This is a genomic window from Acidovorax sp. (assembly GCF_046291265.1).
Taxonomy (GTDB): domain Bacteria; phylum Pseudomonadota; class Gammaproteobacteria; order Burkholderiales; family Burkholderiaceae_C; genus Acidovorax.
Genome location: NZ_JBKBTV010000021.1, coordinates 36,647 through 60,169, shown reverse-complemented (window position 1 = coordinate 60,169; position 23,523 = coordinate 36,647). Strand labels below are relative to the sequence as shown.

Below are 23,523 nucleotides of genomic sequence, written 5' to 3'. Positions count from 1 at the left end.
CGGTCGCTGAGGTGAGGGCTTAGCGGACGGAGATTGCATTGACCTGCCAGATGGTGCGGTTGATGTACTCCTGCGTCTGCAACTGCGGGTTGCCATCAAAGGGGTAAATCAGGATCAGTGGGCCCTTGTCACGAATGCCCATGCGCTGGTGGTTGCGGCTGTAGGCCACGATGGGGTCGTAGCGCACCAGGTCGCTCCACGGAATGTGAATGGAATAGTCATTCAGCGCGGTGAGCTGGATGTGGCTGTGCTCGCCCCCGCCCAGCATCTCTACCAGCTGGCGCAGCGACACCCCGCTCCAGTGCTGCACACCGGGCAGTCCCAACGCTGGGGGCAATGCCGTGGCAATCGTGCGCGCGGGCAGTTTTTCAAGACCGTTCAGGTCGCAGGCCTGCGCGTTGGCTGGCGATGCAGACTGCAGGCGCAGCACGGCTCGATTTTGCGGCGCATCGCAAACAGGGGCGGCAGCAGACGAGGCGGGGGCCCACAGGGCAGCCACTGCAAACGCGGCCAACACCCAGGGTGAGGAACGGAGGGAGGCGCCTGCAAGGAGCAGGGCGTGGATAGATCGGAACTTCATCGCAACAACAACAAGGGCTCGTCTGCGTCTTCCGGAACCAGGGGCCTCGGACGGAGGCCTCTGTGCTCACAGGGGGTGAGCCGATTTCAGGAAGTGGACAGGACCAACTATGCCGGGAAGGTGCCGCGGGAGGTTGTTGCAGATGCCGCTTTATGGGGTCAATAACCGCACTTTGACAATTGTTGACGAAGCTGACGGTGGGTTTGGGCGGGGCTGGCGGTGTGTTGCGGTAGGCGCCAGAGCCCAGGCATCGGTCATCGGTTCAGGGTGGTGTTGTCACAGGGGCAGGTCGTACTCCACGGTGATGGGCGCGTGGTCGGAGAACTTCTCGCCCTTGTAGATGGATTCAGTGCGTGCCAGCGCCGCGAGCGCAGGGGTGGCCAGGTGGTAGTCCAGCCGCCAACCCACGTTGTTGGCATACGCCTGTCCGCGGTTGCTCCACCATGTGTAAGCCGTGTCGGTAGCGGTAGGTTGTAACTGACGGTAAACGTCTACGATGCCGCCGCCATCATCAGTTGTGTGCAACAACTTTGTCATCCAGGCGCGTTCTTCCGGCAAGAAGCCGCTGTTCTTCTGGTTGCTGCGCCAGTTTTTCAGATCGATTTGCTGGTGCGCAATGTTGATGTCGCCGCACAGGATGAACTCGCGCTCGCTCTTGGTCTTCATCAGGTGCGGATGCATCTCGGCCAGAAAGCGGAACTTGGCTTGCTGGCGTTCTTCGCCGGACGAACCGCTCGGAAAGTACGCGCTGATGATCGACAGCTTGCGCTCTGGCGTGTCAAAACGCAGCTCCACGTATCGGCCTTCTGTATCGAACTCTGCCGACCCATAGCCAATGACTACATCAGACGGCTCGTGCCGCGTGTAGATGCCCACGCCGGAATACCCTTTTTTCTGGGCAAAGTGGAAGTGGCCTTGCAGGCCCGCCATGCGTTCGAAGCGGTTGGCCATGTCGGCCGCCTGGGCCTTCACTTCCTGCACACAAATACAATCCGCCCGCGTGGCTGCCATCCAGCTTTCCACGCCTTTGCTGGTGGCCGAGCGGATGCCATTGAGATTGAGGCTGGTTAATTTGAACAAGGAATTCCCTATGGTGGATGTTGGCGCGCAAACCTCTGAGCAGGGCCAGCTGGCGCAGGATTTTGTCCGTTTTGCCGTCGAATCGGGCGTGCTGCGGTTTGGCGAATTCAAGACCAAGGCCGGGCGCCTGAGCCCGTATTTCTTCAATGCCGGGCTGTTCGACGACGGCCGCAAGCTCGGACGGCTCGCGGAATTCTATGCAAAAGCCCTGCTGGCCAGTGGCATCGAATTCGACATGGTGTTTGGCCCCGCCTACAAGGGCATCCCCCTGGCGGCCACGGTGGCAGTCGAGCTGGCGCGACTGGGCCGCAACGTGCCCTTTGCCTACAACCGCAAGGAGGCCAAGGACCACGGCGAGGGCGGCACGCTGGTGGGTGCGCCTTTGAAAGGACGTGTACTCATCATCGACGACGTGATGTCGGCCGGCACCGCTGCGCGCGAGTCCATTGCCATCATCCGCGCGGCGGGCGCCACCCCCCACGCGGTTGCAATTGCGCTGGACCGCCAGGAGAAAGCCACAGAGAATGGCCAGGACGTAGACCACAGCGCCGTGCAGTACGTGCGCGGGCAATTGGGCATGCAGGTGTGTGCGATTGCACGGCTGGCAGACTTATTGCTGTACCTCTCGGATAACGGGGGGGATGGGATGCGTTCCCACCATGAAAAAGTGCTGGCCTATCGCCAGCGGTACGGAGTCAACGAAGGGTAGGCGACTTGAGCACATCGGCGTGGATCATGGGCGGGGTTTTGTTGGCCAGCCTGGGCGCCGAAGTGGCGTGGGCGCAAGCCCAGGGCGCGACCGGCGGCATCTATACCTGCGTGGACAAGAACGGCCGCCGGCTCACGGCCGACCGTCCCATCCCTGAATGTCTGGACCGCGAGCAGCGCGAGCTGAGCCCGTCGGGCATCACGCGCCGCCAGATTGGCCCCTCGCTCACCGAACACGAGCGCACCGCCCAAGAGGCGCAGCGCCGCAAAGAAGCCGAAGAGCGGGCCCGTGTGGTCGAAGAGCGCCGCCGCGAACGTGTGCTGGTGGCCCGCTACCCCGACAAGGCCACCCACGATGTCGAACGCGCCGCGGCCATCCAGCTGGTGGATGATGTCACTTCCACTGCAGAAAAGCGCGTCGAGGAACTCAAGGCCGAACGCAAAAAATTCGACGTGGAACTGGAGTTCTATAAAAAGGACCCCACCAAAGCGCCGATGGTGCTGCGCCGCAGGATCGCCGAGAACGACGACAGCATGGGCGAACAGCAGCGTTTTATTGCCGGGCAGGACCAGGAAAAGCGGCGTGTGCATGCACGGTTTGACACCGAACTGGCCCAGTTGCGCAAGCTGTGGGATGCCCAACGATTGCCAGCCGCGGCAACTTCATCGAGCGAATCGACGACAGCTCCGGCGGCATCTCGGTAAGAAGCTGCAGTGCGACGGGGCCTGTGCCCCCAAATAAACAAAGGGGCCTCACGGCCCCTTTGTTGTTCATTGCCTCTGGCGTTTTGAGCACCAGAGGACCGTCAGCCTGGACGCTGGCGCGGTAGTCAACCTGCCAGTTTGGCCCGCAGCAAATCGTTGACCTGCGTCGGGTTCGCCTTGCCTTTGCTGGCCTTCATGATCTGACCCACCAACGCATTGAACGCCTTGTCTTTGCCCGCACGGAACTGCGCCACGTTGTCGGCGTTGGCGGCAATCACCTCGTCGATGATCTTCTCCAGCGCGCCGGAGTCGTTCATTTGCTTGAGGCCTTTGGATTCGATGATGGCGTCCACGTCGGTCGACTCGCCAGCCCACAGGGCGTCAAACACTTGCTTGGCGGCATTGTTTGAGATCGTCCCATCGGCAATGCGGCTTAGCAGTGCGATCAACTGGTTTGGTTTAACAGGAGCTTGTTCAATCGCAATGTCATCTGAGTTGAGACGCCGTGATAGTTCGCCCATGATCCAGTTGCAGGCAATCTTGGGTGAGATCGGTGCCGTTTTACCCCCGACCACTTGCTGGAAGTAGGTCATCGTTGCTTTGCTTTGTGTGAGCGCTGATGCGTCGTACTCCGATAGGCCGAATTGTTCGACATACCTGGCAGCAACAACACGCGGCAAAGCGTCCATGGCTGCACGTTCCTTATCGACCCATGCTTGCGAAATGTGCAGCGGTGGCAAATCCGGATCGGGGAAATAGCGGTAGTCCGCAGCATCTTCCTTGGTCCGCATCGCGCGCGTCTCGCCCGTATCCGGGTCGAACAACACCGTCGCCTGCTGGATCGCATGCCCGTCTTCGATCTGCTCGATCTGCCAGCGGATCTCGTAGTCGATGGCCTGCTGCATGAACTTGAAGCTGTTCAGGTTCTTGATCTCGCGGCGTGTACCCAGTTCGGCGCCGGGCTTGCGCACCGACACGTTGGCGTCGCAGCGGAAGCTGCCTTCCTGCATGTTGCCGTCGCAGATACCGATCCAGGTCACGATTTTGTGCAGCTCTTTGGCGTAGGCCACCGCCTCTTCGGACGAGCGCATGTCGGGCTCGGTCACGATCTCCAGCAAAGGCGTGCCCGCACGGTTCAGGTCGATGCCCGATTGGCCAATGAAGTCCTCGTGCAGCGACTTGCCCGCATCTTCTTCCAGATGCGCGCGCACCAGCTTCACGGTCTTCTTCTGGTCGCCCAGAAAGAACTCCACCTCGCCGCCTTGCACGACCGGGATCTCGAACTGGCTGATCTGGTAGCCCTTGGGCAGGTCGGGGTAGAAATAATTTTTGCGGGCAAAAATGCTCACGGGTGCGATGTGCGAGCCCAGTGCCAGCCCCAGGCGAATGGCGCAGGCCACGGCCTCGCGGTTCATCACGGGCAGCGTGCCGGGCAAAGCCAGGTCCACGGCGCAGGCCTGGGTGTTGGGCTCGGCGCCGAAGGCCGTGCTGGCGCGGCTGAAAATTTTGCTCTGGGTGGCGAGCTGGGTGTGGGTCTCAAAGCCGATGACGACTTCGTAACCCTGAATCAGTTTCACAGACATGGGTTCTGTCCTTGGCTATCAAAAGAGGAGCTGGTAGCGCTTGATTTATAAAAACTTCAACATCTTTTGATGTTGAAGTCTTTTAATGGCGAGCGCTATCAGCTATGAATTTCAGAGCGGACTGCGCAGATGGAAGTCAGTGGCTTGTTGCAGGCGGTGGGCTGCATTCAGAAGGCGGGCTTCTTCAAAGTAGTTGCCAATCAATTGCAGGCCGACTGGCATGCCACCTTCGCCAAAGCCTGCGGGCACGCTCATGCCGGGCAGGCCCGCCAGCGAGCCGGGCAGCGTGAAGATGTCGGCCAGGTAGTCGGCCAGCGGGTCGTTGCCGTGTTCGCCCAGCTTCCAGGCCACGGTGGGGGCCACAGGGCCCGCAATCACGTCGCAGTCTTTGAACGCGTTCTGGAAGTCGTCCGCAATCATGCGGCGAATCTTTTGCGCCTGCAGGTAGTAGGCGTCGTAGTAGCCGTGGCTCAGCACGTAGGCGCCGATCATGATGCGGCGCTTGACCTCGTCGCCAAAACCTTCGGCGCGCGTCTTTTTGTACATGTCCACCAGGTCGGTGTAGTCCTTGGCGCGGTGGCCGAACTTCACGCCGTCAAAACGGCTCAGGTTGGACGACGCTTCGGCCGGGGCAATGATGTAGTAGACCGGGATGGACAGCTCGGTGCGCGGCAGGCTGATCGGCACCAGCTTGGCGCCGAGCTTTTCGTATTCCTTCAGGGCCGCATCGACGGCGGCGCGCACGTCGAGCGACAGGCCTTCGCCAAAAAACTCGGCGGGGATGCCGATGCGCAGGCCGTCAATGCTGTCGTTCAACTTGGCACTGAAATTCTCGGCAGGCACGTCGAGCGAGGTGGAGTCGCGGTCTGGGTCGGGGCCGCACATGGCGGACAGCAGCAGCGCGCAGTCCTCGGCGCTGCGGGCCATGGGGCCCGCCTGGTCCAGGCTGGAGGCGAACGCGATCATGCCGTAGCGGCTGGCGCGGCCATAGGTGGGCTTGATGCCGGTGATGCCGCAAAACGATGCGGGCTGGCGGATGGAGCCGCCGGTGTCGGTGCCGGTGACGGCCGGGGCCAGGCGCGCGGCCACGGCCACGGCGCTGCCGCCCGATGAACCGCCGGGGATGCGGCTGGTGTCCCAGGGGTTGCGCACGGGTGCTGGGGCGTCAAAGCCCAGGGGAGCGACTGCCGAGTTTTCGTTGGACGAGCCCATCGCGAACTCATCGCAGTTGAGCTTGCCCAGCGTCACGGCGCCTGCATCGGCGAGCTTGCTGACCACGGTGGCGTCAAACGGTGACTGGTAGCCCGCCAGCATCTTCGAGCCTGCGGTGCTGGGGAAGCCGCGGGTAACGAAGATGTCCTTGTGGGCAATGGGCACGCCCGCCAGCGGGCCGGCCGTGCCAGCGGCGATGGCGGCGTCTTGCGCGCGGGCCTGGGCCAGGGTGATGTCGGGGTTCACGGCCACGTAAGCGCCCAGGTTCTGGTGGGCTTGTGCGCGGTCCAGAAAATGCTGGGCGGCTTCGACGGCCGAGACGCGGCGCTCGCGCAGTTCGGTGGCCAGCTGGGTCACGCCCAGGTCATGCAATGCGGTGGAAGTCATGCGGCGGGGCTCTTACTCGATCACTTTGGGCACGAGGAACAGGCCTCGTTCGACAGCGGGGGCGCTTTGCTGGTTGGCTTCACGCTGGTTGGGCTCGCTCGACACGTCTTCGCGCAGCCGCAGGGCCACGTCCTGGATGGCCGCGACGGGGTGGGAAAGGGGCGTGACGCCCGATGTATCCACAGCCCGCATCTGTTCCACGATGTCAAAGAAGCCGTTGAGCTGCGTGAGCATGCGCTCACTTTCGGAGGGTGTCAGCTCAAGCCGCGCCAAGTTGGCAATGCGGCCGATGTCCTGGGGGGTCAGTGCCATAGGGAGGAAAATTGAGGGAAACCAGAAGTAAAGCTGTGATCCGGGCCGCGCCGGAGGAAGTTATTCACAGGGGATGGGGTATTATCCCGGCTTTGCCGCAAGGCTCTCGAAATGGGAGTCAATTGCGTGAAAAAAGCCTTAGACAGCCCCCAAAACCAGGCGATGGCAGGCCGACGCGCGTGCTATGCCCGAGAGGATTTTTGAATGTTCGGAGCCTTCCGTCGGTATTTCTCCACCGACCTTGCCATTGACCTTGGCACAGCCAACACCCTCATTTTCGCCCGCGATAAGGGCATTGTGCTCGATGAGCCCTCTGTCGTCGCCATCCGCCACGAAGGCGGGCCCCACGGCAAAAAAGTCATCCAGGCCGTAGGTCACGAGGCCAAAGCCATGCTGGGCAAGGTGCCCGGCAACATCGAAGCCATCCGGCCCATGAAAGACGGCGTGATTGCCGACTTCGTGATCACCGAGCAGATGATCAAGCAGTTCATCAAGATGGTGCACCCCCGCACGCTGTTCACCCCCAGCCCGCGCATCATCATCTGCGTGCCCTGCGGCTCCACCCAGGTCGAGCGCCGCGCCATCAAGGACGCCGCCGAAGCGGCTGGCGCCACCGCCGTCTACCTGATTGAAGAACCCATGGCTGCCGGTATCGGCGCTGGCCTGCCCGTTTCCGAGGCTTCTGGCTCCATGGTCGTCGACATCGGCGGCGGCACCACCGAAGTCGGCGTGATCTCGCTGGGCGGCATGGTCTACAAGGGCAGTGTGCGCGTGGGTGGCGACAAGTTCGACGAAGCCATCATCAGCTACATCCGCCGCAACTACGGCATGTTGATTGGTGAGCCCACGGCCGAAGCCATCAAGAAGAACATCGGCTCGGCCTTCCCTGGCTCCGAAGTGCGCGAGATGGAAGTCAAGGGCCGCAACCTGTCCGAAGGTGTGCCGCGCAGCTTCACCATCTCCAGCAACGAAGTGCTGGAGGCGCTGACCGATCCCCTCAACCAGATCGTCTCGGCCGTGAAGAACGCGTTGGAGCAGACCCCGCCCGAGCTGGGCGCCGACATTTCTGACCGCGGCATGATGCTGACCGGCGGCGGCGCGCTGCTCCGTGATCTGGATCGCCTGCTGGCCGAAGAAACCGGCTTGCCGGTGCTGGTGGCTGAAGACCCGCTGACCTGCGTGGTCCGTGGTTGCGGCATTGCGCTGGAGCGCATGGACCGCCAGGGCAGCATTTTCACGAGCGAGTAATCCCGGTGCCTGCATTCTCCAGGCACTTTTTTCGCTCTGAATTGCATGACTGCAACTGCTCCTATGCTTCTTTCTGAGCACCTGCCCGCGGAGCCGCCTCCGCTTGGCAGGCACTGACCGCTGCGCACCATGGCTTTCGGTACCCTGGAGCGCAGCGCTCCCCCATTGTTCAAACAGGGCCTCTCGGCCCTTTCGCGTTTGGCCGTCTACGGTGCTCTGGCGCTGTTTTTGATGGTGGCCGACGCGCGCTTTCAGCTCACGGGCCCGTTTCGGCAGGCGGTGGCCACAGCGCTGTACCCTTTGCAGTGGCTGATGCTGAAACCGGTGGAATTCGCACGCCACGGATCGAGCTATTTCGACTCCCTGCAGACCGCGCAAGACGAACTCGACACCGCACGCCAAAAGATGGCCCTCATGGGCCAACGCGCCAACCAGGCCGAACAGCTGGCGCTGGAAAACGGGCGCCTGCGGCAACTGCTGGCCCTGCGTGACCGCCTGGAAACCCCCGCGCAGGCGGCTGAGGTGATCTACGACACCGCAGACACCTACACGCGGCGCGTGGTGATTGATCGCGGGCAAATGGGCGGCGTCGAGCCCGGCGCGCCCGTCATGGATGAGGCCGGTGTGCTGGGGCAGGTCACGCGCGTTTTTCCGCTGGTGAGTGAAGTCACCTTGCTGGTCGACCGCGACCAGGCCATTCCGGTGCTCAACGTTCGCACGGGTGCGCGGGGTGTGGCCTATGGCGACCCGGTGGCCGGGCATGGTGGTGGCATGGAACTGCGTTTCATGCCCGCCAACGCCGATGTGCGCGAAGACGATCTGTTGACCACCAGTGGCGTGGACGGTTTGTATCCGTCGGGTCTGCCTGTGGCGCGGGTGGTGCGTGTGGAGCGGCGGGCCGATTCTGCGTTTGCCCGCATCTACTGCATGCCGCTTGCCCAGGTGCAAGGCGCCCGCCATGTGGTGGTGCTCAAGCCGCTGGCAGACAACGTGCTGCCGCGACCCGAGCCGGTGCAAACAGCGCCCGCCAAACGAGGGACGCGCAAATGATTTACGCCATCTTGCCGGTGCGTCGCACTGAAGGTGCAGCCCCCGTCCCGAAAGGAGGCCCGCGATGATCATGCCGCGTGGTGAACCGCTGCTGATGCCCGTGAACCCGGTGTTCATCGTGGCCAGCCTGGCCGCGGGACTGGCCGTGAACCTGCTGCCGCTGGGGCGTGTGGTGTGGGCGCCCGACGTGCTCATGCTGTTGCTGGTTTTTTGGGGCGTGCACCAGCCGCTGCGCATTGGCATGGGCGTGGCGTTTGTGTTGGGGCTGTGCATGGATGTGAGCCAATCGGCCTTGCTCGGCCAGCACGCGCTGTCCTACACCGTGCTTTCGTTTGGGGCCATTGCCATCCACCGCCGCCTGTTGTGGTTCAGCGTGCCATCGCAGTCCCTGCAGGTGCTGCCCCTGTTTATCCTGGCCCATGCGATCGAGCTTTTGCTGCGCATGGCGTCCGGCGGCATATTCCCGGGGGTGTGGAGTTTTCTGGCGCCGCTGCTGGAGGCGCTGCTCTGGCCGCTGGCCAGCTGGGTGCTGCTGGCGCCCCAGCGCCGTCCGCCCGACCGTGACCAAAACAGGCCTTTGTGACCAACAACCATGCTGGATAGCCTGACATGACCGAACTGCGCAGCAGCGAAGCCGACGCCTCGCGTTTTCGGGTGCGCGCGCTGGTGATTGGCGCGGTGGTCTTTTTTGCCTTCTGCCTCATCGTCGCCCGGCTGGTGTTCTTGCAGGTGGTGCGCCACGACGACCTGGCCGCGCAGGCCGAGAGCAACCGCACGGCGGTGGTGCCCATCGTGCCCAACCGTGGGCTGATCATGGACCGCAATGGCGTGGTGCTGGCCACCAATTACTCTGCCTACACGCTGGAGATCACGCCGTCCCGTGCGGGGACGCTGGACGACACCATTGACGAATTGTCCAAGGTGGTCGAGATCCAGACCCGCGACCGCCGGCGTTTCAAGCGGCTCATGGAAGAGTCGCGCAACTTCGAGTCCCTGCCGATCCGCACGCGCCTGACCGACCAGGAAGTCGCGCGTTTTACGGCTCAGCGCTACCGGTTTCCGGGCGTGGACGTCAAGGCGCGGCTGTTTCGCAACTACCCGCTGGGCGACGTGGCCAGCCATGCCATCGGATACATCGGGCGCATCAACCAGACCGAGAAGGCGCGCATTCAAGACTCTGAAGACGAGGCCAACTACCGGGGTACGGAATACATCGGCAAGCTGGGCATCGAGCAGAGCTTTGAATCCGCTCTGCATGGCGCCACCGGGGTGGAGCAGATGGAAACGTCGGCGGGCGGGCGGGCGGTGCGCAAGCTGTCCAGCCACGCGGCCACGCCCGGCGACAGCGTGATGCTGTCCATCGACATCAAACTGCAAAAGCTCATTGAAGACATGTATGGTGAGCGCCGTGGTGCACTGGTCGCGATTGACCCGCGCAACGGAGAAATCCTGGCGTTGGTCAGCAAGCCCACGTTTGACCCCAATCTCTTTGTCGAAGGCATCGACTCAGAAAGCTGGACCGCTCTCAACGAGTCCATCGACAAGCCGCTGCTCAACCGTGCCCTGCGTGGCACGTATCCGCCGGGCTCCACTTACAAGCCTTTCATGGCCATGGCCGCGCTGCAGCTGGGCACGCGCTCGCCCAGCATGGTGGTCAGCGACCCGGGTTACTACAGCTTTGGCGGCCGCACATTCCGTAGCCATGAGGGCGGCCTGGGCGGTGTGGACATGCACCGCGCCATCCAGCAGTCGAGCAACACCTATTTCTATTCGCTGGCGGTGGAGATGGGGGTCGATGCCATCCATGACTTCATGAAGCCGCTGGGCTTTGGGCAGTCCACGGGCATCGACCTTAACGGCGAAGTGCGGGGCATACTGCCCAGCACCGAGTGGAAGCGCAATGCCTATAAGCGCCCCGAGATGAAACGCTGGTTTCCCGGCGAGACCGTGTCGCTGGGCATTGGGCAGGGCTACAACAACTTCACCATGCTGCAGCTGGCGCTGGCGCAGGCCACGCTGTCCAACGGCGGCATCCGCTACCGGCCGCACATGGCCAAGGCCGTGAAGAATGCGGTGACGGGGGCCATCACCGAGATCAGCCAACCGCCCGGCGAGGATCTTGGGTATCTGCCCAAGAACGTGGAGGTCGTGCGCAACGCCATGGTGGCCGTGAACAAGGGCGGCACTGGTACGCGCGTGTTTGCCGGGGCGCCGTATACCGCTGGCGGCAAGACCGGCACGGCCCAGGCGATGACCATGGGCCAGAACGTGAAATACAACGCCAAGGCGCTCGAAGAGCATCAGCGCGACCACTCGCTCTTTACCGCCTTTGCCCCGGCCGAAAACCCCACCATTGTGCTGGCGGCCATCGTGGAGAATTCGGGCTTTGGCGCCGCCCATGCCGCCCCCATCGCGCGCCGGGTGTTTGATTACTGGTTGCTGGGCGAATATCCCAATGACGAAGACATGGCTGCCGTGCAGAAAGGCCTGGCTTCGGCGCCCATCGGCAAGCCGCGCAAAGCGGTCGATGTGCCGCTCATTGCGCCGTAATTGCTATATAAATGATAGCTATATGCGCTTTATTTATAAGCGCTAGAGCCTGTTTTGGCATAAACATTCACCCAACTCCTCATATCACGCCTGCTGCGGGCGCCCCGCGCGCGCAGCAGGCTGGATCTGGCTGAACACCAGCGCCGCCACGATCAGCGCGGCACCACCGAGTCCCGCCCAGCCCAGCCTTTCGCCCAGCAGCGCCCAGGCCGTCAGGGCCGCAAACACCGGCTCCAGCCCGAACACGATGGCGCTGCGCATGGCGTCCACGCGCTGCTGTCCCCACGCCTGAAGCGTGACCACCACCACACTGGCCAGCAGGCCCAGGTACAGCAGCGCCACCCACGCATCCACGGGCAGGCTGGCCAGGGTTTGTAGCCAGTCCATGCGGCCGTCGCGTGTCAGCAGCAGCAATGCGGTGGACGCCAACGCTATCACGGTCGCCTGCGCCGCCGCCATGCGCGTGGCCCGCAGCGGCTGTGCCGCCGTGCGGCGCGCGCACTCCTCCAGCGCCAGGATGTACAGCGCGTAGAACACCGTGCTGGCCAGCGTCAGCGTATCGCCCAGGTTCCAGGGCTCGTTCTCGTGGAACATCAGCGCCATGCCCGCGCAGGCCATCACGCACGCGGCCCACAGCCGCCAGCCATAGCGGCGGCCCATGAAGGCCATGGCGATCAGCGGCACGACCAGCACGTTGAGCCCGGTCACAAACGCGTTGCGGTTGCTGCTGGTGCGCGCCAGGCCCTCGATCTGCAGCCAGAACGCAATGAACAGCAGCAGCCCCAGGGCGCAGCCCCACCGGCGTTCGGGGCGCCGCATGCCCCACCACAGCGGCGCCAGCACCACCAGGGCAATCACAAAACGCAGCCAGATGATCTGCAGCGCGTCGAGGTGGGCCGAGAGCAGTTTCATGGCCGGGAAGGTGGTGCCCCACACCACGGTCACAACGAGCAGGGCCATCAGGCCCCAGCGTTCAGTGCGCATGACAAGAAATCCCCAAGATCAGAAAGAAAAAGGGCCGCCGGTTGCCCGGCGGCCTCTGCAAGGCCGAAGAGGCAGCGCGGGTCAGTGGCTGACCTGCCCCAGAAACGCGCGGATGCGGTCGTTGGCCGGGTTGCCGAAGAACTCCTGTGGCGGCGCGTCGTGCGCAATGCTGCCTTGGTCGAAGAACATCACCCGGTCGGCCACCTCGCGGGCAAAGCCCATCTCGTGGGTGACCACAATCATGGTCATGCCGCCGCGCGCCAGGCCGCGCATCACGTCCAGCACTTCCTTGACCATCTCGGGGTCCAGCGCCGAAGTGGGCTCGTCAAACAGCATCACCTTCGGAGCCATGGCCAGGGCCCGCGCAATGGCCACCCGCTGCTGCTGCCCGCCCGACAGTTGCCAGGGGTACTTGTGCGCGTGGTCCTGCATGCCCACGCGGCGCAGCAGTTGCATGGCTTCGTCGTTGGCCTGGGTGCGTGGGGTGCGGCGAATGCGACGGGGCGCCAGGGTCACGTTGTCCAGCACGCACATGTGGCCGAACAGGTTGAACTGCTGGAACACCATGCCCACTTCGCAGCGCTGGCGCTGCAGCGTGCTGAGATCGTCGCAGACCTCCACGCCGTCGATGGTGATGCGCCCGCTGTCGTGGGGCTCCAGCCGGTTGATGGCGCGCAGCAGGGTGCTCTTGCCCGAGCCCGATGCGCCAATGATCACCGTCACCTCGCCGGTGTGGAAAACGGTAGAGACGTCCTTGAGTACCTGGTGTGTGCCAAAAGACTTGCACACCCGCTCGGCCACGATGTAGGGCTTGGGTTGAACGTTCGGGTTCACAGATTGCGCCCTTCCACGTCAAAGCGGTACTCGACGGCATTGGAAATTTGCGTGACCAGCGTGGTCAACAGCAGGTAAGTGATGGCCACCGTGGTCAGCGTGGCAATGGGCTGGAAGGTGGCTGACTGGATGCGGTTGCCCACGTTGGTCAGCTCCACCACACCAATCGCATAGGCCAGCGAGGAGTCTTTGAGCAGCGCCACAAAGTTGCTCACCAGCGGTGGCAGCGAGATCTTGAACGCCTGCGGAAACACCACGTCCAGAAACACATGCATGCGGCCCAGGCCCAGCGCCCTGGCGGCCTCCGTCTGCCCACGGGGCACGGCCAGCAGGCCGGCGCGCAGCGCTTCGGCGTTGTAGGCACCCACGTTCAGCCCCAGGGCCACCACGGCAGCGGCAAAGTCGGGCAGGTTCAGCCCCGGCACCAGCACGGGCAGGGCAAAGTACACAAACAGGATCTGCACCAGCAGCGGCGTGCCGCGGATGGCCCAGATGTACACGCCAGCCACCCAGCGCACGGCAGTCCAGCGGGAGGTCCGGGCCAGTGCCGCCGCTGTGCCCAGGGCCAAGCCCACGGTACCGCTGACCAGCGTGAGCCACAGCGTGGTGCGCGCGCCCTCAGAGAACGCCTGGGCGTTGGGCCCGATGGGGTCCGGGAAGAACGACAACACGTGGCCCAGCAGAGAGAGGGCCAGCACCATCAGCACCAGCGCTGCGACCAGCGTGGCATTGCTGCGCTGCTGTCGGGACCAGCTTTGTGGCCAAAGAGCGAGAAGCATGGATCAGACGACCGGAAGGTCTTGTTTGGAAATCGGGCGTGGTGGCAGGGTCTTCATCCGCCCGCCACCAGAAACAGCAAAGGGTGCGCAGCGGGCCTGGGCCCTCTGCGCACCCCCCGTGCCGTCACATCAGTTGCAGCGCACGTCTTCCTTGAAGTACTTGTTGGAGACGGTGACGTAGCTGCCGTCGGCCAGCACTTCGGCAAATGCCTTGTTCCATGCATCGGCCAGGCCCGTGTTGCCCTTGGCCATGGCGGGGGCGATGCGTTCGACGAACAGCATGTCTCCGAGCTTGAAGCCCGCCTTGGCGTTCTTGGCGGCGGCTTCTTTGGCCACGAACTTGTCGCTCACCCACGCGTCCACGCGCTTGGAGATCAGGGCGCGCTGGGCGTCGGTGTCTTGTGGGAAGTTCTTCACTTCCTTCACGCCGCTGACCTTCTTGACTTGCTCCAGGTAGCTGGTGCCAGTCTGAACGGCTACGACCTTGCCTGTCAGGTCCTTGGCGTTGCGGATTTTTGCATCCATGGCCACGATGATGCCGCCCGAGCAGTAGTGGGGGTTGGCAAAGGTCACTGCCTTGGAGCGTTCTTCGGTCACGCCGTGCGAGGCGATCACGGCGTCCCAGCGGCTTTGGCCCAAGCCGGTCAGCAGGGCGTCAAAACCCAGGGTCTTCCATTCCAGCTTCAGGCCCATCTTCTTGACCACCAGCTCGGCCACTTCCACCTCAAACCCCGTCAGCTTGGTGCCTTCGAAGAAGTTGAAAGGGGCAAACTGGCCTTCGGTGGCGATGATGATCTTGCCGTCCTTCTTGATCTCGTCCAGCGTGCGGGCCTGGGCGGCGAGGGTGGCGCACAGCGCGATGGCGGTGACAACGGCAGCTTTGAAAAACTTCATAGTGACTAGTTCCTGCAGGGGTGGTTCAGGTACAAAAAATCCGGCATGCGGGTAGGCAAGCCGGAGCGGGTGGATGCTGGCATCGCCATCAGCGATGCCCCTCGTCATCAAACGGAAACGTGCAGAAATTATAGGACGCTCGTTCGCATTTGAACCATGCAGGGCAACCCCGATGACCTGGGCGCGGGCTGGTGGTAGGACTGGCCCAAAGCAAGCACAGTGCCACCTCGGTCGTCGCACCTCAGCGCAGGAACGCGTCGTACCCGGTCTTGAGGATCAACGTGCTCACCACCACAATGAAAATGCCGCGCACAAATCCGGTGCCATGTTTGAGCGCCATGTGTGTGCCCAGCAGGCTGCCCACCACATTGGCCACGGCCAGCGTCACTGCAAAGTGCCACCACACATGGCCCTTGGCGGCAAACAGGGCAATGGCAGCGATGTTGGTGGCGCAATTGAGCAGCTTGGCCGAGGCCGATGCATTGAGAAAGTCGTAGCCCAGCAGCCGCACAAACAGAAAAACGAAGAAGCTGCCCGTGCCTGGGCCGAAGAAGCCGTCATAAAAACCAATCAGCACGCCGATCAGGCTGGCGGCCACGACCTCGGCGCGGCCTGCAAAGCGGGGGGTGTGGTGCCGCCCGAGTTCCTTTTTTGCCAGGGTGTAGACCAGCACACCGAGCAATACCAGGGGCAGCAGCTTGCGCAAAAAGTCGGCCGACATCACCGTGACGGCCCATGCGCCCGCAAACGACCCTGCAAATCCAGCGCCCGCAGCGGGCAGCATGGCGCGCCAGCGAATCTGCACGCGGCGGCTGTATTGCCAGGTGGCCATGGCCGTGCCCCACACCGACGCTGCCTTGTTGGTGCCCAGCAGCGTAGCGGGTGCGGCGCCCGGAAACGCTGCAAACAGCGCGGGCACCATCACCAATCCACCCCCGCCCACAATCGCATCCACAAAACCCGCCAGCAGCGACGAAGCGGTGATAAAAAGCCATTCCATCGCAGGATTGTCGCACCGCGCCTGCTATCAATTTGAATAGTAAAACGAGCCAGACCGGTGGGCCCGCACGACGCAACGAAAAGCGAACGGGCAAGAAAAAGGCGCTGGGATCACCAGCGCCTGGAAAAAGTCTGCACCTCGTTGGGTGCTTGAAATTTGATTATTGGTAGAAAGGATGTCTCCTCGGGCCCCTCGCTTTGGCACACCGAAGCGCGCTTTCGAGTGGCGTAACTGTAACGGCTGCACCCCGCTGGTGCATTGGGGGTTTCCCGCACCCTGTTCTGGGGCGTTGGCGGGGCTTCACGCGCTGAATCAGATAGAACGGGCTGGCACGGCTCCTGCAATGCGACTTGTAACAATTTGCGAAAGGGAGCCTACATGCGGGCAGCCAACCACCGGTTCATTGCGGGCGTGTCGTTGTGTCTGGGGCTGTGCGCCAGCGCACTGGCCCAGACGACCCCCGAGGTTGCTGCGGCTGCCGCCGCGCCCCTCACCCGCCCGGGGCTGGTGCAAGTGGCATCGGTCAATGCCGCCGATACCGCGTGGATGATGACCTCCACCGCGCTGGTGCTGCTGATGACCCTCCCCGGCATTGCGCTGTTTTATGCCGGCATGGTGCGCAAGAAAAACGTGCTCAACACCATGGCCAGCGTGGTCGCCATTGCGGCCCTGGTCAGCGTGTTGTGGTTCGCAGCAGGTTACTCGCTGGCGTTCACGCCCGGCAGTCCGTGGCTGGGGGGTTTTGAACGCATGGGGTTTGCGGGGTTTGACTTGCAACTGGCCGCAGGCAAGCTGGCCGTCAGCCACGTGGCACCACACATCCCCGAGTCGGTGTACGCGATGTTCCAGCTCACCTTTGCCATCATCACCGCCGCGCTGCTGGTGGGGGCGTTTGTGGAGCGCATGCGCTTTTCCGCGATGCTCATCTTCATCGGCCTGTGGACCTTGCTGGTCTATGCCCCCGTGGCGCACTGGGTGTGGGAGCCGGGTGGCTGGCTGGCGCAGATGGGGGCGCTGGATTTTGCCGGTGGCTCGGTGGTGCACGTCAATGCGGGCGTGGCTGGCCTGGTGTGTGCCTGGTATCTGGGGCGTCGCACGGGTTATGGCCGTGAGCCGTTTGAGCCCTACAACCTGGGTCTCACCATGGCAGGCGCTGGCATGTTGTGGGTGGGCTGGTTTGGTTTCAACGCCGGGTCTGCCGTGGCCGCCGACGGGCGTGCGGGCCTGGCCATGGCTGTCACGCACTTGGCCGCGGCGGCGGGCGCTTTGTCGTGGATGCTGGGCGAGTGGGTGGTGCGTGGGCGGCCGTCGCTGCTGGGGCTGTGTTCGGGCCTGGTGGCGGGGCTCGTGGCCATCACACCCGCGGCGGGTTTTGTCACGCTGCGCTCGGCGGTGCTGATCGGCGTGGTGGCGGGCCTGGCGTGCTACTGGGGAGCTACGGGTCTCAAGCGGCTGTTGCGTGCCGATGACTCGCTGGACGTGTTTGGCGTGCACGGCATCGGCGGCATCGTGGGCTCGCTACTGACCGGTGTGCTGGCCACCAAATCGGTGGGTGGCGTCGAGGGCAGCCTCGTCACGCAGGCCATTGGTGTGGGTGCCGTGATGGCCTACAGCCTGGTGGTGACAGGCGTGTTGCTGTGGATCACCAACTTTGTGGTGGGCCTGCGTGTGGATGAGCAAAGTGAGCAGGCCGGCCTCGACATTGCCCAGCACCGCGAGCGGCTGGGGTAGATGGAAGCCCCCCTGAGCCGCTTTGCGTCTTCCCCCGGCGGGGGACGCCTCCAGTGGTCTGGCAAAGCCAGTTCCACGGTGGCACTGGCCTGGGCCGCGCCTCTGTCATGGCCAGTTGATGGCGTGCAGTTCCCTGAATGACTGAATTGCAGTGAGGATTCGACCATGCCAGATACCGACACCCTCGCCATCGCCGCCCACCTGCATGTGCTGCTGCGCCGCAAGACGGGGCGCGTCACCGACACCGAGTGGATGGCCGTGAATGCCGACTACGCACGGGAAATCGTCCGTTTTGCGCGCCAGCATGCGGTGGAAGACAACCTGCCTGAGCTGGCCGAGTGGGCCGACCGGCTGGACCATGTGTTGCACGCGGCGCCACCGCCCGCCACGCGCCGCCCGCTGATGGACGTGGCCACGCAGGCGGTGCGCCAGCGGATTGCGCCATCGCCACCGCCGGAGTTGCCGCGTTACGTGGGGGGCATACGCTGAGGGTGTGGCGCCCTCAGCGGCCGGTTCAGTGGCCGCCGGGGCCCTGCACGAACAGGCCCGCCGTGGGCAGCAGCCCCTTGAGCTTGTCATCGCCGTAGGTGCGCAGCACCTGTGAGATCACGACCTGGTAGCCATTGAGCCACTGCGCTTGCGCGGCCTTGGCCTCAAGGTGGGTGGGGTGCTGCATCAATGCCTGCAGGGCTTCGAGCGATTGCCAGTAGTAAACGTTGGATACCAGGCCCTTGCCCGTGTCTTCCCACGATTCCTCGCCCAGGTAGCCGTCAATGGACCGGGCCGCGTTGGCAATCGCTTCGTCCAGGCGGTGGAACGTGTCGTCAAACTGCTTGGCAGCAAAGATGAAGGTGGAGGAGTACATCGGCGCGATGTTATCCACGCCCGTGACTTGCCGGTCGTCAGCCCGCGCGCCGCGCCTGAATGATCCACTCCGCCGCCTTCTCCGCCATCATCAGCGTGGGCGAGTTGGTGTTGCCGCTGGTGATGGTGGGCATGGCGCCCGCGTCCACCACCCGCAGGCCCGCAATGCCGCGCACGCGCAGTTGCGAGTCGAGCACGGCCATCGGGTCATCGTCCCGCCCCATCTTGGTGGTGCCCACGGGGTGGAAGATCGTGGTGGCAATGTCACCGGCCAGGCGGGCCAGGTCCTCGTCGCTTTCAAACTGCACACCGGGTTTCCATTCCTCGGGCTGGTACTTGGCCAGCGCGGGCTGGGCCACGATGCGGCGCGTGACGCGCAGGCTGTCGGCGGCCACCTGGCGGTCTTCGGGCGTGCTGAGGTAGTTGGGCGCAATGGCAGGGGCGGCTTTGAAGTCTGCGCTTTTGATGTGCACCGTGCCGCGGCTGGTGGGGTTGAGGTTGCACACGCTGGCGGTGAAGGCCGGGAAGCTGTGCAGCGGCTCGCCAAACGCATCCAGCGACAGAGGCTGCACGTGGTATTCGATGTTGGGGTAGGGCTGGTCAGCGCTGCTGCGGGTGAAGGCGCCCAGCTGTGACGGCGCCATGCTCATGGGGCCGCTGCGTTTGGCAGCGTATTCCAGCCCAATCTTGGCCTTGCCCCACAGCGAACTGGCCATGGTGTTGAGGGTGGGCACGCCCTTGACCTTGAACACCGCGCGGATCTGCAGGTGGTCCTGCAGGTTAGCGCCCACGCCCGGCAGGTCGTGCACCACATCGATGCCGTGCTGCTGAAGCAAAGCGGCAGGGCCGACGCCCGACAGTTGCAGCAATTGGGGCGAGTTGACGGCGCCCGCGCTCAAGATGACTTCGCTTGTGGCGTGCGCGGTGACCATTTCGTGGCCGTCCCACACCTGCACGCCGGTGCAGCGTTTGCTGCCGTCGGGCTGGGTTTCGATGATGAGCCGGGCGGCCTGTGCGCAGGTCCACATTTCAAAGTTGGATCGGCCATAGCAGGCGGGCCGCAAAAAGGCCTTGGCCGTGTTCCAGCGCAATCCGCTTTTCTGATTGACTTCGAAATAGCCCACGCCTTCGTTGTTGCCGCCGTTGAAGTCGTCGGTGGCCGGAATGCCCGCCTGCTGCGCAGCCTGTGAAAACGCGTCCAGTACGTCCCAGCGCAGGCGTTGCTTTTCGATGCGCCATTCGCCCGTGCTGCCGGTGGTCTTGCTGCCGTGCAGGCGTTTGAAGTTTTCGTTCACGCCTTCGGGTTTGTCCAGGCGCCAGTGGTCTTCGTGTTTGCGGAAATGGGGCAGGGCGCTGTCCCAGCGCCAGCTTGCGTCGCCGGTCAGTTCTGCCCACTGGTCGTAGTCGCGGGCCTGGCCGCGCATGTAGATCATGCCGTTGATGCTGCTGCAGCCGCCCAGCGTCTTGCCGCGCGGGTAACGCAGCGTGCGGCCGTTCAGGCCCGCGTCGGGCTCGGTGTTGTAGAGCCAGTCGGTGCGCGGGTTGCCAATGCAATACAGGTAGCCCACGGGGATGTGGATCCAGTGGTAGTCGTCTTTGCGGCCAGCCTCGATCAGCAGCACGCGGTGGCGGCCGTCGGCGCTCAGGCGGTTGCAGAGCAGAGCGCCAGCCGTGCCGCCGCCAATGATGATGGTGTCAAACGTGGTGTCGCTCATAGCTGTGGGCTGGGGGCCGTGCAGGGCCGTGGTGGTTGGGTGGTTCATTGTGCGGATCGCACAGAGGCTGTCGATAGGGTGTGGGATGATTGCTATATTTTTTGTAGCTGTATGCGCTTATGGGTATTGCGCTAGGTGCCAATTTGATAATAATTACACAACGTGCGGCCCAGGTTGTGCTTGGCGGGCCCTTGTCTGACGGGCTGCTGTAGCCTTGCTCCGCTACCATGCACGCTCCCTTTCCTTTCTGGCGGCCGCTGATGTCGTCTTTGTCGCCCTTGCCGCCCAGCCCATGACCGATCACGCCCCCCACATTGTTCGCACCGACACGCCCCAGGGCCCGTGTGCGCAACTGCGTGGGCGTTGGGGCGCGGCCGAGCTGGGCACCCGCGCGCAATGGCAGGCGGTGTCCGGTCAACTCCACAACAACCCCGCCGCGCCCACCCTGGGCTGGGACCTGCAGGAACTGCAGTGGCTCGACCATGTGGGCGCACAGCTGTTGTGGAACCACTGGCAGCGCGACTGGCCCGCCCAACTGGCTTGCACCGACAGCCAGCGCGACATGCTGGAGCGCGTGGCGCAGTTCACCACGGCGCCGCCACCGCCTACGCCGTGGCGCCTGGGCCAGGAGGTGGATCACCTGGGCGTGCTGGTGCTGCACGGCGTAGACCACGCCCGCCACATGCTCGAAATGGTGGGCCAACTGGTGCTGGACCTGGGGCGCCTGCTGCGCGCACCGGCCCGCGGGCCGTGGCGCGATGTGTCGGGCCACCTGTACCGCATGGGCGCCACCGCGCTGCCCATCACGGCGCTGGTGGGTTTTTTGATCGGGGTGGTGCTGGCCTACCTGATGAGCCTGCAGCTGCGCCAGTTTGGCGCCGAGTCGTTCATCGTCAACATCCTGGGCATCTCGCTCATCCGCGAGCTGGGGCCCATGCTCGCGGCCATTCTGGTGGCGGGGCGCTCGGGCTCGTCCATCACCGCGCAAATCGGCGTGATGCGCGTGACCGAAGAGCTCGACGCCATGCGCGTCATGGGCATTCCGCACGGCTTTCGGTTGGTCATGCCGCGCACCATTGCGCTGGCGCTGGCCATGCCGCTCATCAGCGTGTGGACCACCCTGGCCGCGCTGGCGGGCGGCATGCTGGCGGCCGACGTGGCCATGGACATCTCGCCCGCCTATTTTGTGCAGGCGCTGCCCGCCGCCGTGAAGGTGGGCAACCTGGGTCTGGCCATGGCCAAGTCGGTGGTGTTTGGCGCGCTGATTGCGCTCATCGGCTGCCACTGGGGTTTGCGCGTCAAGCCCAACACCCAAAGCCTGGGCGAAGGCACGACGGCATCGGTGGTCACGTCGATCACCATGGTCATCATCGTGGACGCGCTGTTTGCCGTCGCCTTCAAGAACATCGGAATATGAGCAGCCCCGCACGTACCTCCCAGCCCGAGCCCATCGCCGTGGCGCAGGGCGAGCCGCCGATCGTGGACGTTCAGGGTCTGTGGACGCAGTTTGGCAAGGGCGCTGAGACCTTCACCGTGCACCAGGACCTTCAGTTCACCGTGCAGCGCGGCGAGATGTTGTCGCTGGTGGGCGGCTCGGGCACCGGCAAGACGGTGCTGCTGCGTCAGATTTTGGGTCTGGCCCGGCCCACGCGCGGGCAGGTCACGGTGCTGGGCCGTCCTGCCTCGGAGATGGGGCGCGAGGGCGCGGCCAGCCGTGTGGGCATGTTGTTCCAGCACGGCGCGCTGTTCTCGGCCTTCAACGTGCTCGACAACGTGGCGTTTGCGTTGCGTGAGCAAGGCACCTTGCCCGACGACCTGGTGCGCGATGCCGCGCTGGTCAAGCTGCAGATGGTGGGCCTCAAGCCCGAGCACGCCAGCCGCATGCCGGCCGACCTGTCGGGCGGCATGGTCAAGCGCGTGGCGCTGGCCCGTGCGCTCATCATGGACCCGCCCCTGTTGCTGCTGGACGAACCCACCGCCGGGCTCGACCCGAACAGCGCCGACGAATTCTGTGCGCTGCTGCGCGAGCTGCGCGCATCGCTGGGCCTGACGGTGGTCATGGTCACGCACGACCTGGACACCCTGTTTGCGCTCAGCACCCGCGTGGCCGTGCTGGCCGATAAAAAAGTCATCGTCACCGGCCCGCCGCACGAGGTGGCCCACTTCAAGCACCCGTTCATCGAACACTTCTTCATGGGCGAACGCGGCCAGCGCGCCATGGCCCCTGTTCAGGCCCCTGTTTTAGCTGCTGTTCAAGCCGCTGCCCCGCCCCCCGTACCCCAGGCTGCGCCCGCACCCCACAAGGAAAACCCCTGATGGAAAATAAATCACACGCCCTGGCCGCTGGCCTTTTTGTGCTGGTGGTGGCTGCCATGCTGGCGGGCCTGGCCATCTGGCTGACCCGCGACAACGCCAACTACGAGCAGTACGAGCTGTCCACCAAAGACGGCGTCAGCGGCCTGCAGCCCCAGGCCACGGTGCGCTACAAAGGGGTGGCCGTGGGCAAGGTCACGCGCATCGGGTTTGACCCGCAGGTCAGCGGCAATGTGCTCATCCGCATTGCGGTGAACGAGCAGGCGCCCATCACCCCCACCACCTTTGCCGTGCTGGGCTACCAGGGCGTCACCGGCCTCGCCCATGTGCAGCTGGACGACGCCGAGCAGCCTTACCCCGAACTGCCCCCCGGCCCCAGCGGCCTGCCGCGTTTGCCGCTCAAACCCTCGCCGTTTGGCAAGCTGGCCGAACAGGCGCCTGCCATCCTCGCCCAGGTCGAAGAAGCCACACGCCGCATCAACCAGATACTGGGCGACACCAACCAGCAACTGCTCACCCAAACCCTGGGCAACATCAGCAGCGCCGCCGCAGGCGTCAACACCCTCACGCAAAAGCTCGACGCCACCGTGACCCAGCGGCTGGACCCCGCCCTGGCGTCGATCCCGCCCCTGGCGGGCGAAGCGCGCAAAACCCTGCAGGCCTTGCAGCAAGCGGGCAACAGCGTGACCACCCTCGCATCCGACTTCAGCAAGACCACGCAGCGCATCACGGCCGAAGGCGGCGCCATCGACCAGATCACCCTGGGCACCCAGGCCCTGGCGCGCGCGGCCGACCAGTTCGGCACCACCACCCTGCCGCGTGTGAACCGGGCGGCCGACGACACCTCGCAGGCGGCGCGCCGACTCGGTCGCGCGGTGGGCGGCATCACCGACAACCCGCAGCTCTTCATCTACGGCTCGGGCCGCATCCCGCCCGGCCCGGGTGAAACTGGATTTGCTGCGCCCTGACGCGAGGCCCCGCTGGGTGACTTTGC

General features: G+C 64.2%; 23 protein-coding genes. 11 read left to right on the top strand and 12 right to left on the bottom strand.

Annotated features, from left to right (window positions below):
- Positions 1–19 precede the first annotated feature (19 nt).
- A complete protein-coding gene (locus tag ACK41V_RS10530) occupies positions 20–580 on the bottom strand; it encodes a molybdopterin-dependent oxidoreductase (protein WP_409781710.1) in 561 nt (186 codons plus the stop codon).
- A 276-nt stretch (positions 581–856) separates the two neighbouring features.
- Entirely contained in the window at positions 857–1,660 is an 804-nt protein-coding gene (locus ACK41V_RS10525; protein WP_409781707.1) for an exodeoxyribonuclease III, read from the bottom strand.
- Between the two features lie 10 nt (positions 1,661–1,670).
- On the opposite strand from ACK41V_RS10525, the gene pyrE reads away from it, so the two are divergent.
- Positions 1,671–2,369 carry an orotate phosphoribosyltransferase gene (pyrE, locus tag ACK41V_RS10520; RefSeq protein ID WP_409781705.1) on the top strand — a complete coding sequence of 233 codons (699 nt, stop codon included), beginning with the start codon at positions 1,671–1,673 and terminating at the stop codon, positions 2,367–2,369.
- Between the two features lie 5 nt (positions 2,370–2,374).
- Entirely contained in the window at positions 2,375–3,073 is a 699-nt protein-coding gene (locus ACK41V_RS10515; RefSeq protein ID WP_409781702.1) for a DUF4124 domain-containing protein, read from the top strand.
- Positions 3,074–3,198: 125 nt separating this feature from the next.
- On the opposite strand, the gene gatB is transcribed toward ACK41V_RS10515, so the two are convergent.
- The 3 genes from gatB to gatC form a co-directional block, all read right to left on the bottom strand.
- On the bottom strand, positions 3,199–4,656 hold the full coding sequence (gene gatB, locus ACK41V_RS10510; RefSeq protein WP_409781700.1) for an Asp-tRNA(Asn)/Glu-tRNA(Gln) amidotransferase subunit GatB: 1,458 nt from the start codon (positions 4,654–4,656) through the stop codon (positions 3,199–3,201).
- A 111-nt stretch (positions 4,657–4,767) separates the two neighbouring features.
- Positions 4,768–6,255: an Asp-tRNA(Asn)/Glu-tRNA(Gln) amidotransferase subunit GatA gene (gatA, locus tag ACK41V_RS10505; RefSeq protein ID WP_409781697.1), complete on the bottom strand. Its 1,488-nt coding sequence runs from the start codon at positions 6,253–6,255 to the stop codon at positions 4,768–4,770.
- 12 nt (positions 6,256–6,267) lie between these two features.
- Positions 6,268–6,567: an Asp-tRNA(Asn)/Glu-tRNA(Gln) amidotransferase subunit GatC gene (gene gatC, locus ACK41V_RS10500; protein WP_409781694.1), complete on the bottom strand. Its 300-nt coding sequence runs from the start codon at positions 6,565–6,567 to the stop codon at positions 6,268–6,270.
- A 204-nt stretch (positions 6,568–6,771) separates the two neighbouring features.
- Here gatC and ACK41V_RS10495 point away from each other — a divergent pair, with 204 nt between their 5' ends.
- The 4 genes from ACK41V_RS10495 (at position 6,772) to mrdA (ending at position 11,415) form a co-directional block, all read left to right on the top strand.
- Positions 6,772–7,815 carry a rod shape-determining protein gene (locus tag ACK41V_RS10495; protein ID WP_409781691.1) on the top strand — a complete coding sequence of 348 codons (1,044 nt, stop codon included), beginning with the start codon at positions 6,772–6,774 and terminating at the stop codon, positions 7,813–7,815.
- 129 nt (positions 7,816–7,944) lie between these two features.
- Positions 7,945–8,865, top strand: a complete 921-nt coding sequence (gene mreC / locus ACK41V_RS10490; RefSeq protein ID WP_409781689.1) for a rod shape-determining protein MreC — start codon at positions 7,945–7,947, stop codon at positions 8,863–8,865.
- A 64-nt stretch (positions 8,866–8,929) separates the two neighbouring features.
- Positions 8,930–9,448 (top strand): rod shape-determining protein MreD, encoded by a 519-nt coding sequence (gene mreD, locus ACK41V_RS10485; RefSeq protein ID WP_409781686.1) that lies wholly within the window; start codon positions 8,930–8,932, stop codon positions 9,446–9,448.
- A 26-nt stretch (positions 9,449–9,474) separates the two neighbouring features.
- Positions 9,475–11,415, top strand: coding sequence for a penicillin-binding protein 2 (gene mrdA, locus ACK41V_RS10480; protein ID WP_409781683.1), 1,941 nt, complete (start codon positions 9,475–9,477; stop codon positions 11,413–11,415).
- A gap of 84 nt (positions 11,416–11,499) precedes the next feature.
- On the opposite strand, the gene ACK41V_RS10475 is transcribed toward mrdA, so the two are convergent.
- From ACK41V_RS10475 to ACK41V_RS10455, 5 genes are all read right to left on the bottom strand, one after another.
- The gene (locus tag ACK41V_RS10475; protein WP_409781681.1) at positions 11,500–12,399 is read right to left on the bottom strand and encodes a DMT family transporter; all 900 of its coding nucleotides are present in this window, start codon (positions 12,397–12,399) and stop codon (positions 11,500–11,502) included.
- An 81-nt stretch (positions 12,400–12,480) separates the two neighbouring features.
- Entirely contained in the window at positions 12,481–13,233 is a 753-nt protein-coding gene (locus ACK41V_RS10470; protein WP_409781678.1) for an amino acid ABC transporter ATP-binding protein, read from the bottom strand.
- The gene (locus ACK41V_RS10465) at positions 13,230–14,012 is read right to left on the bottom strand and encodes an amino acid ABC transporter permease (protein WP_409781676.1); all 783 of its coding nucleotides are present in this window, start codon (positions 14,010–14,012) and stop codon (positions 13,230–13,232) included. The genes ACK41V_RS10470 and ACK41V_RS10465 overlap by 4 nt, the downstream gene beginning before the upstream one ends.
- 129 nt (positions 14,013–14,141) lie before the next feature.
- Positions 14,142–14,906 (bottom strand): ABC transporter substrate-binding protein, encoded by a 765-nt coding sequence (locus tag ACK41V_RS10460; protein WP_409781673.1) that lies wholly within the window; start codon positions 14,904–14,906, stop codon positions 14,142–14,144.
- 241 nt (positions 14,907–15,147) lie between these two features.
- Positions 15,148–15,906 carry a sulfite exporter TauE/SafE family protein gene (locus tag ACK41V_RS10455; protein ID WP_409781670.1) on the bottom strand — a complete coding sequence of 253 codons (759 nt, stop codon included), beginning with the start codon at positions 15,904–15,906 and terminating at the stop codon, positions 15,148–15,150.
- Between the two features lie 378 nt (positions 15,907–16,284).
- On the opposite strand from ACK41V_RS10455, the gene ACK41V_RS10450 reads away from it, so the two are divergent.
- Entirely contained in the window at positions 16,285–17,637 is a 1,353-nt protein-coding gene (locus tag ACK41V_RS10450) for an ammonium transporter (protein ID WP_409781667.1), read from the top strand.
- Between the two features lie 165 nt (positions 17,638–17,802).
- Positions 17,803–18,126, top strand: a complete 324-nt coding sequence (locus ACK41V_RS10445; protein ID WP_409781664.1) for a hypothetical protein — start codon at positions 17,803–17,805, stop codon at positions 18,124–18,126.
- 25 nt (positions 18,127–18,151) lie between these two features.
- Here the strand turns inward: ACK41V_RS10445 and ACK41V_RS10440 are convergent, their stop codons facing one another.
- Together ACK41V_RS10440 and ACK41V_RS10435 are read right to left on the bottom strand one after the other, a co-directional pair.
- Complete coding sequence (locus ACK41V_RS10440) at positions 18,152–18,502, bottom strand: antibiotic biosynthesis monooxygenase family protein (protein WP_409781661.1); 351 nt, start codon at positions 18,500–18,502, stop codon at positions 18,152–18,154.
- Positions 18,503–18,539: 37 nt separating this feature from the next.
- Complete coding sequence (locus tag ACK41V_RS10435) at positions 18,540–20,216, bottom strand: GMC family oxidoreductase (RefSeq protein WP_409781741.1); 1,677 nt, start codon at positions 20,214–20,216, stop codon at positions 18,540–18,542.
- Positions 20,217–20,508: 292 nt separating this feature from the next.
- On the opposite strand from ACK41V_RS10435, the gene ACK41V_RS10430 reads away from it, so the two are divergent.
- Genes ACK41V_RS10430 through ACK41V_RS10420 form a run of 3 tightly spaced genes read left to right on the top strand, consistent with a single transcriptional unit; the run spans position 20,509 to position 23,497 of the window.
- Entirely contained in the window at positions 20,509–21,633 is a 1,125-nt protein-coding gene (locus ACK41V_RS10430) for an MlaE family ABC transporter permease (protein WP_409781658.1), read from the top strand.
- Positions 21,630–22,532: an ABC transporter ATP-binding protein gene (locus ACK41V_RS10425; protein WP_409781655.1), complete on the top strand. Its 903-nt coding sequence runs from the start codon at positions 21,630–21,632 to the stop codon at positions 22,530–22,532. Before ACK41V_RS10430 ends, ACK41V_RS10425 begins: the two co-directional genes overlap by 4 nt.
- Positions 22,532–23,497 (top strand): MlaD family protein, encoded by a 966-nt coding sequence (locus ACK41V_RS10420; RefSeq protein ID WP_409781652.1) that lies wholly within the window; start codon positions 22,532–22,534, stop codon positions 23,495–23,497. The genes ACK41V_RS10425 and ACK41V_RS10420 overlap by 1 nt, the downstream gene beginning before the upstream one ends.
- The last annotated feature ends 26 nt before the right edge of the window (positions 23,498–23,523 follow it).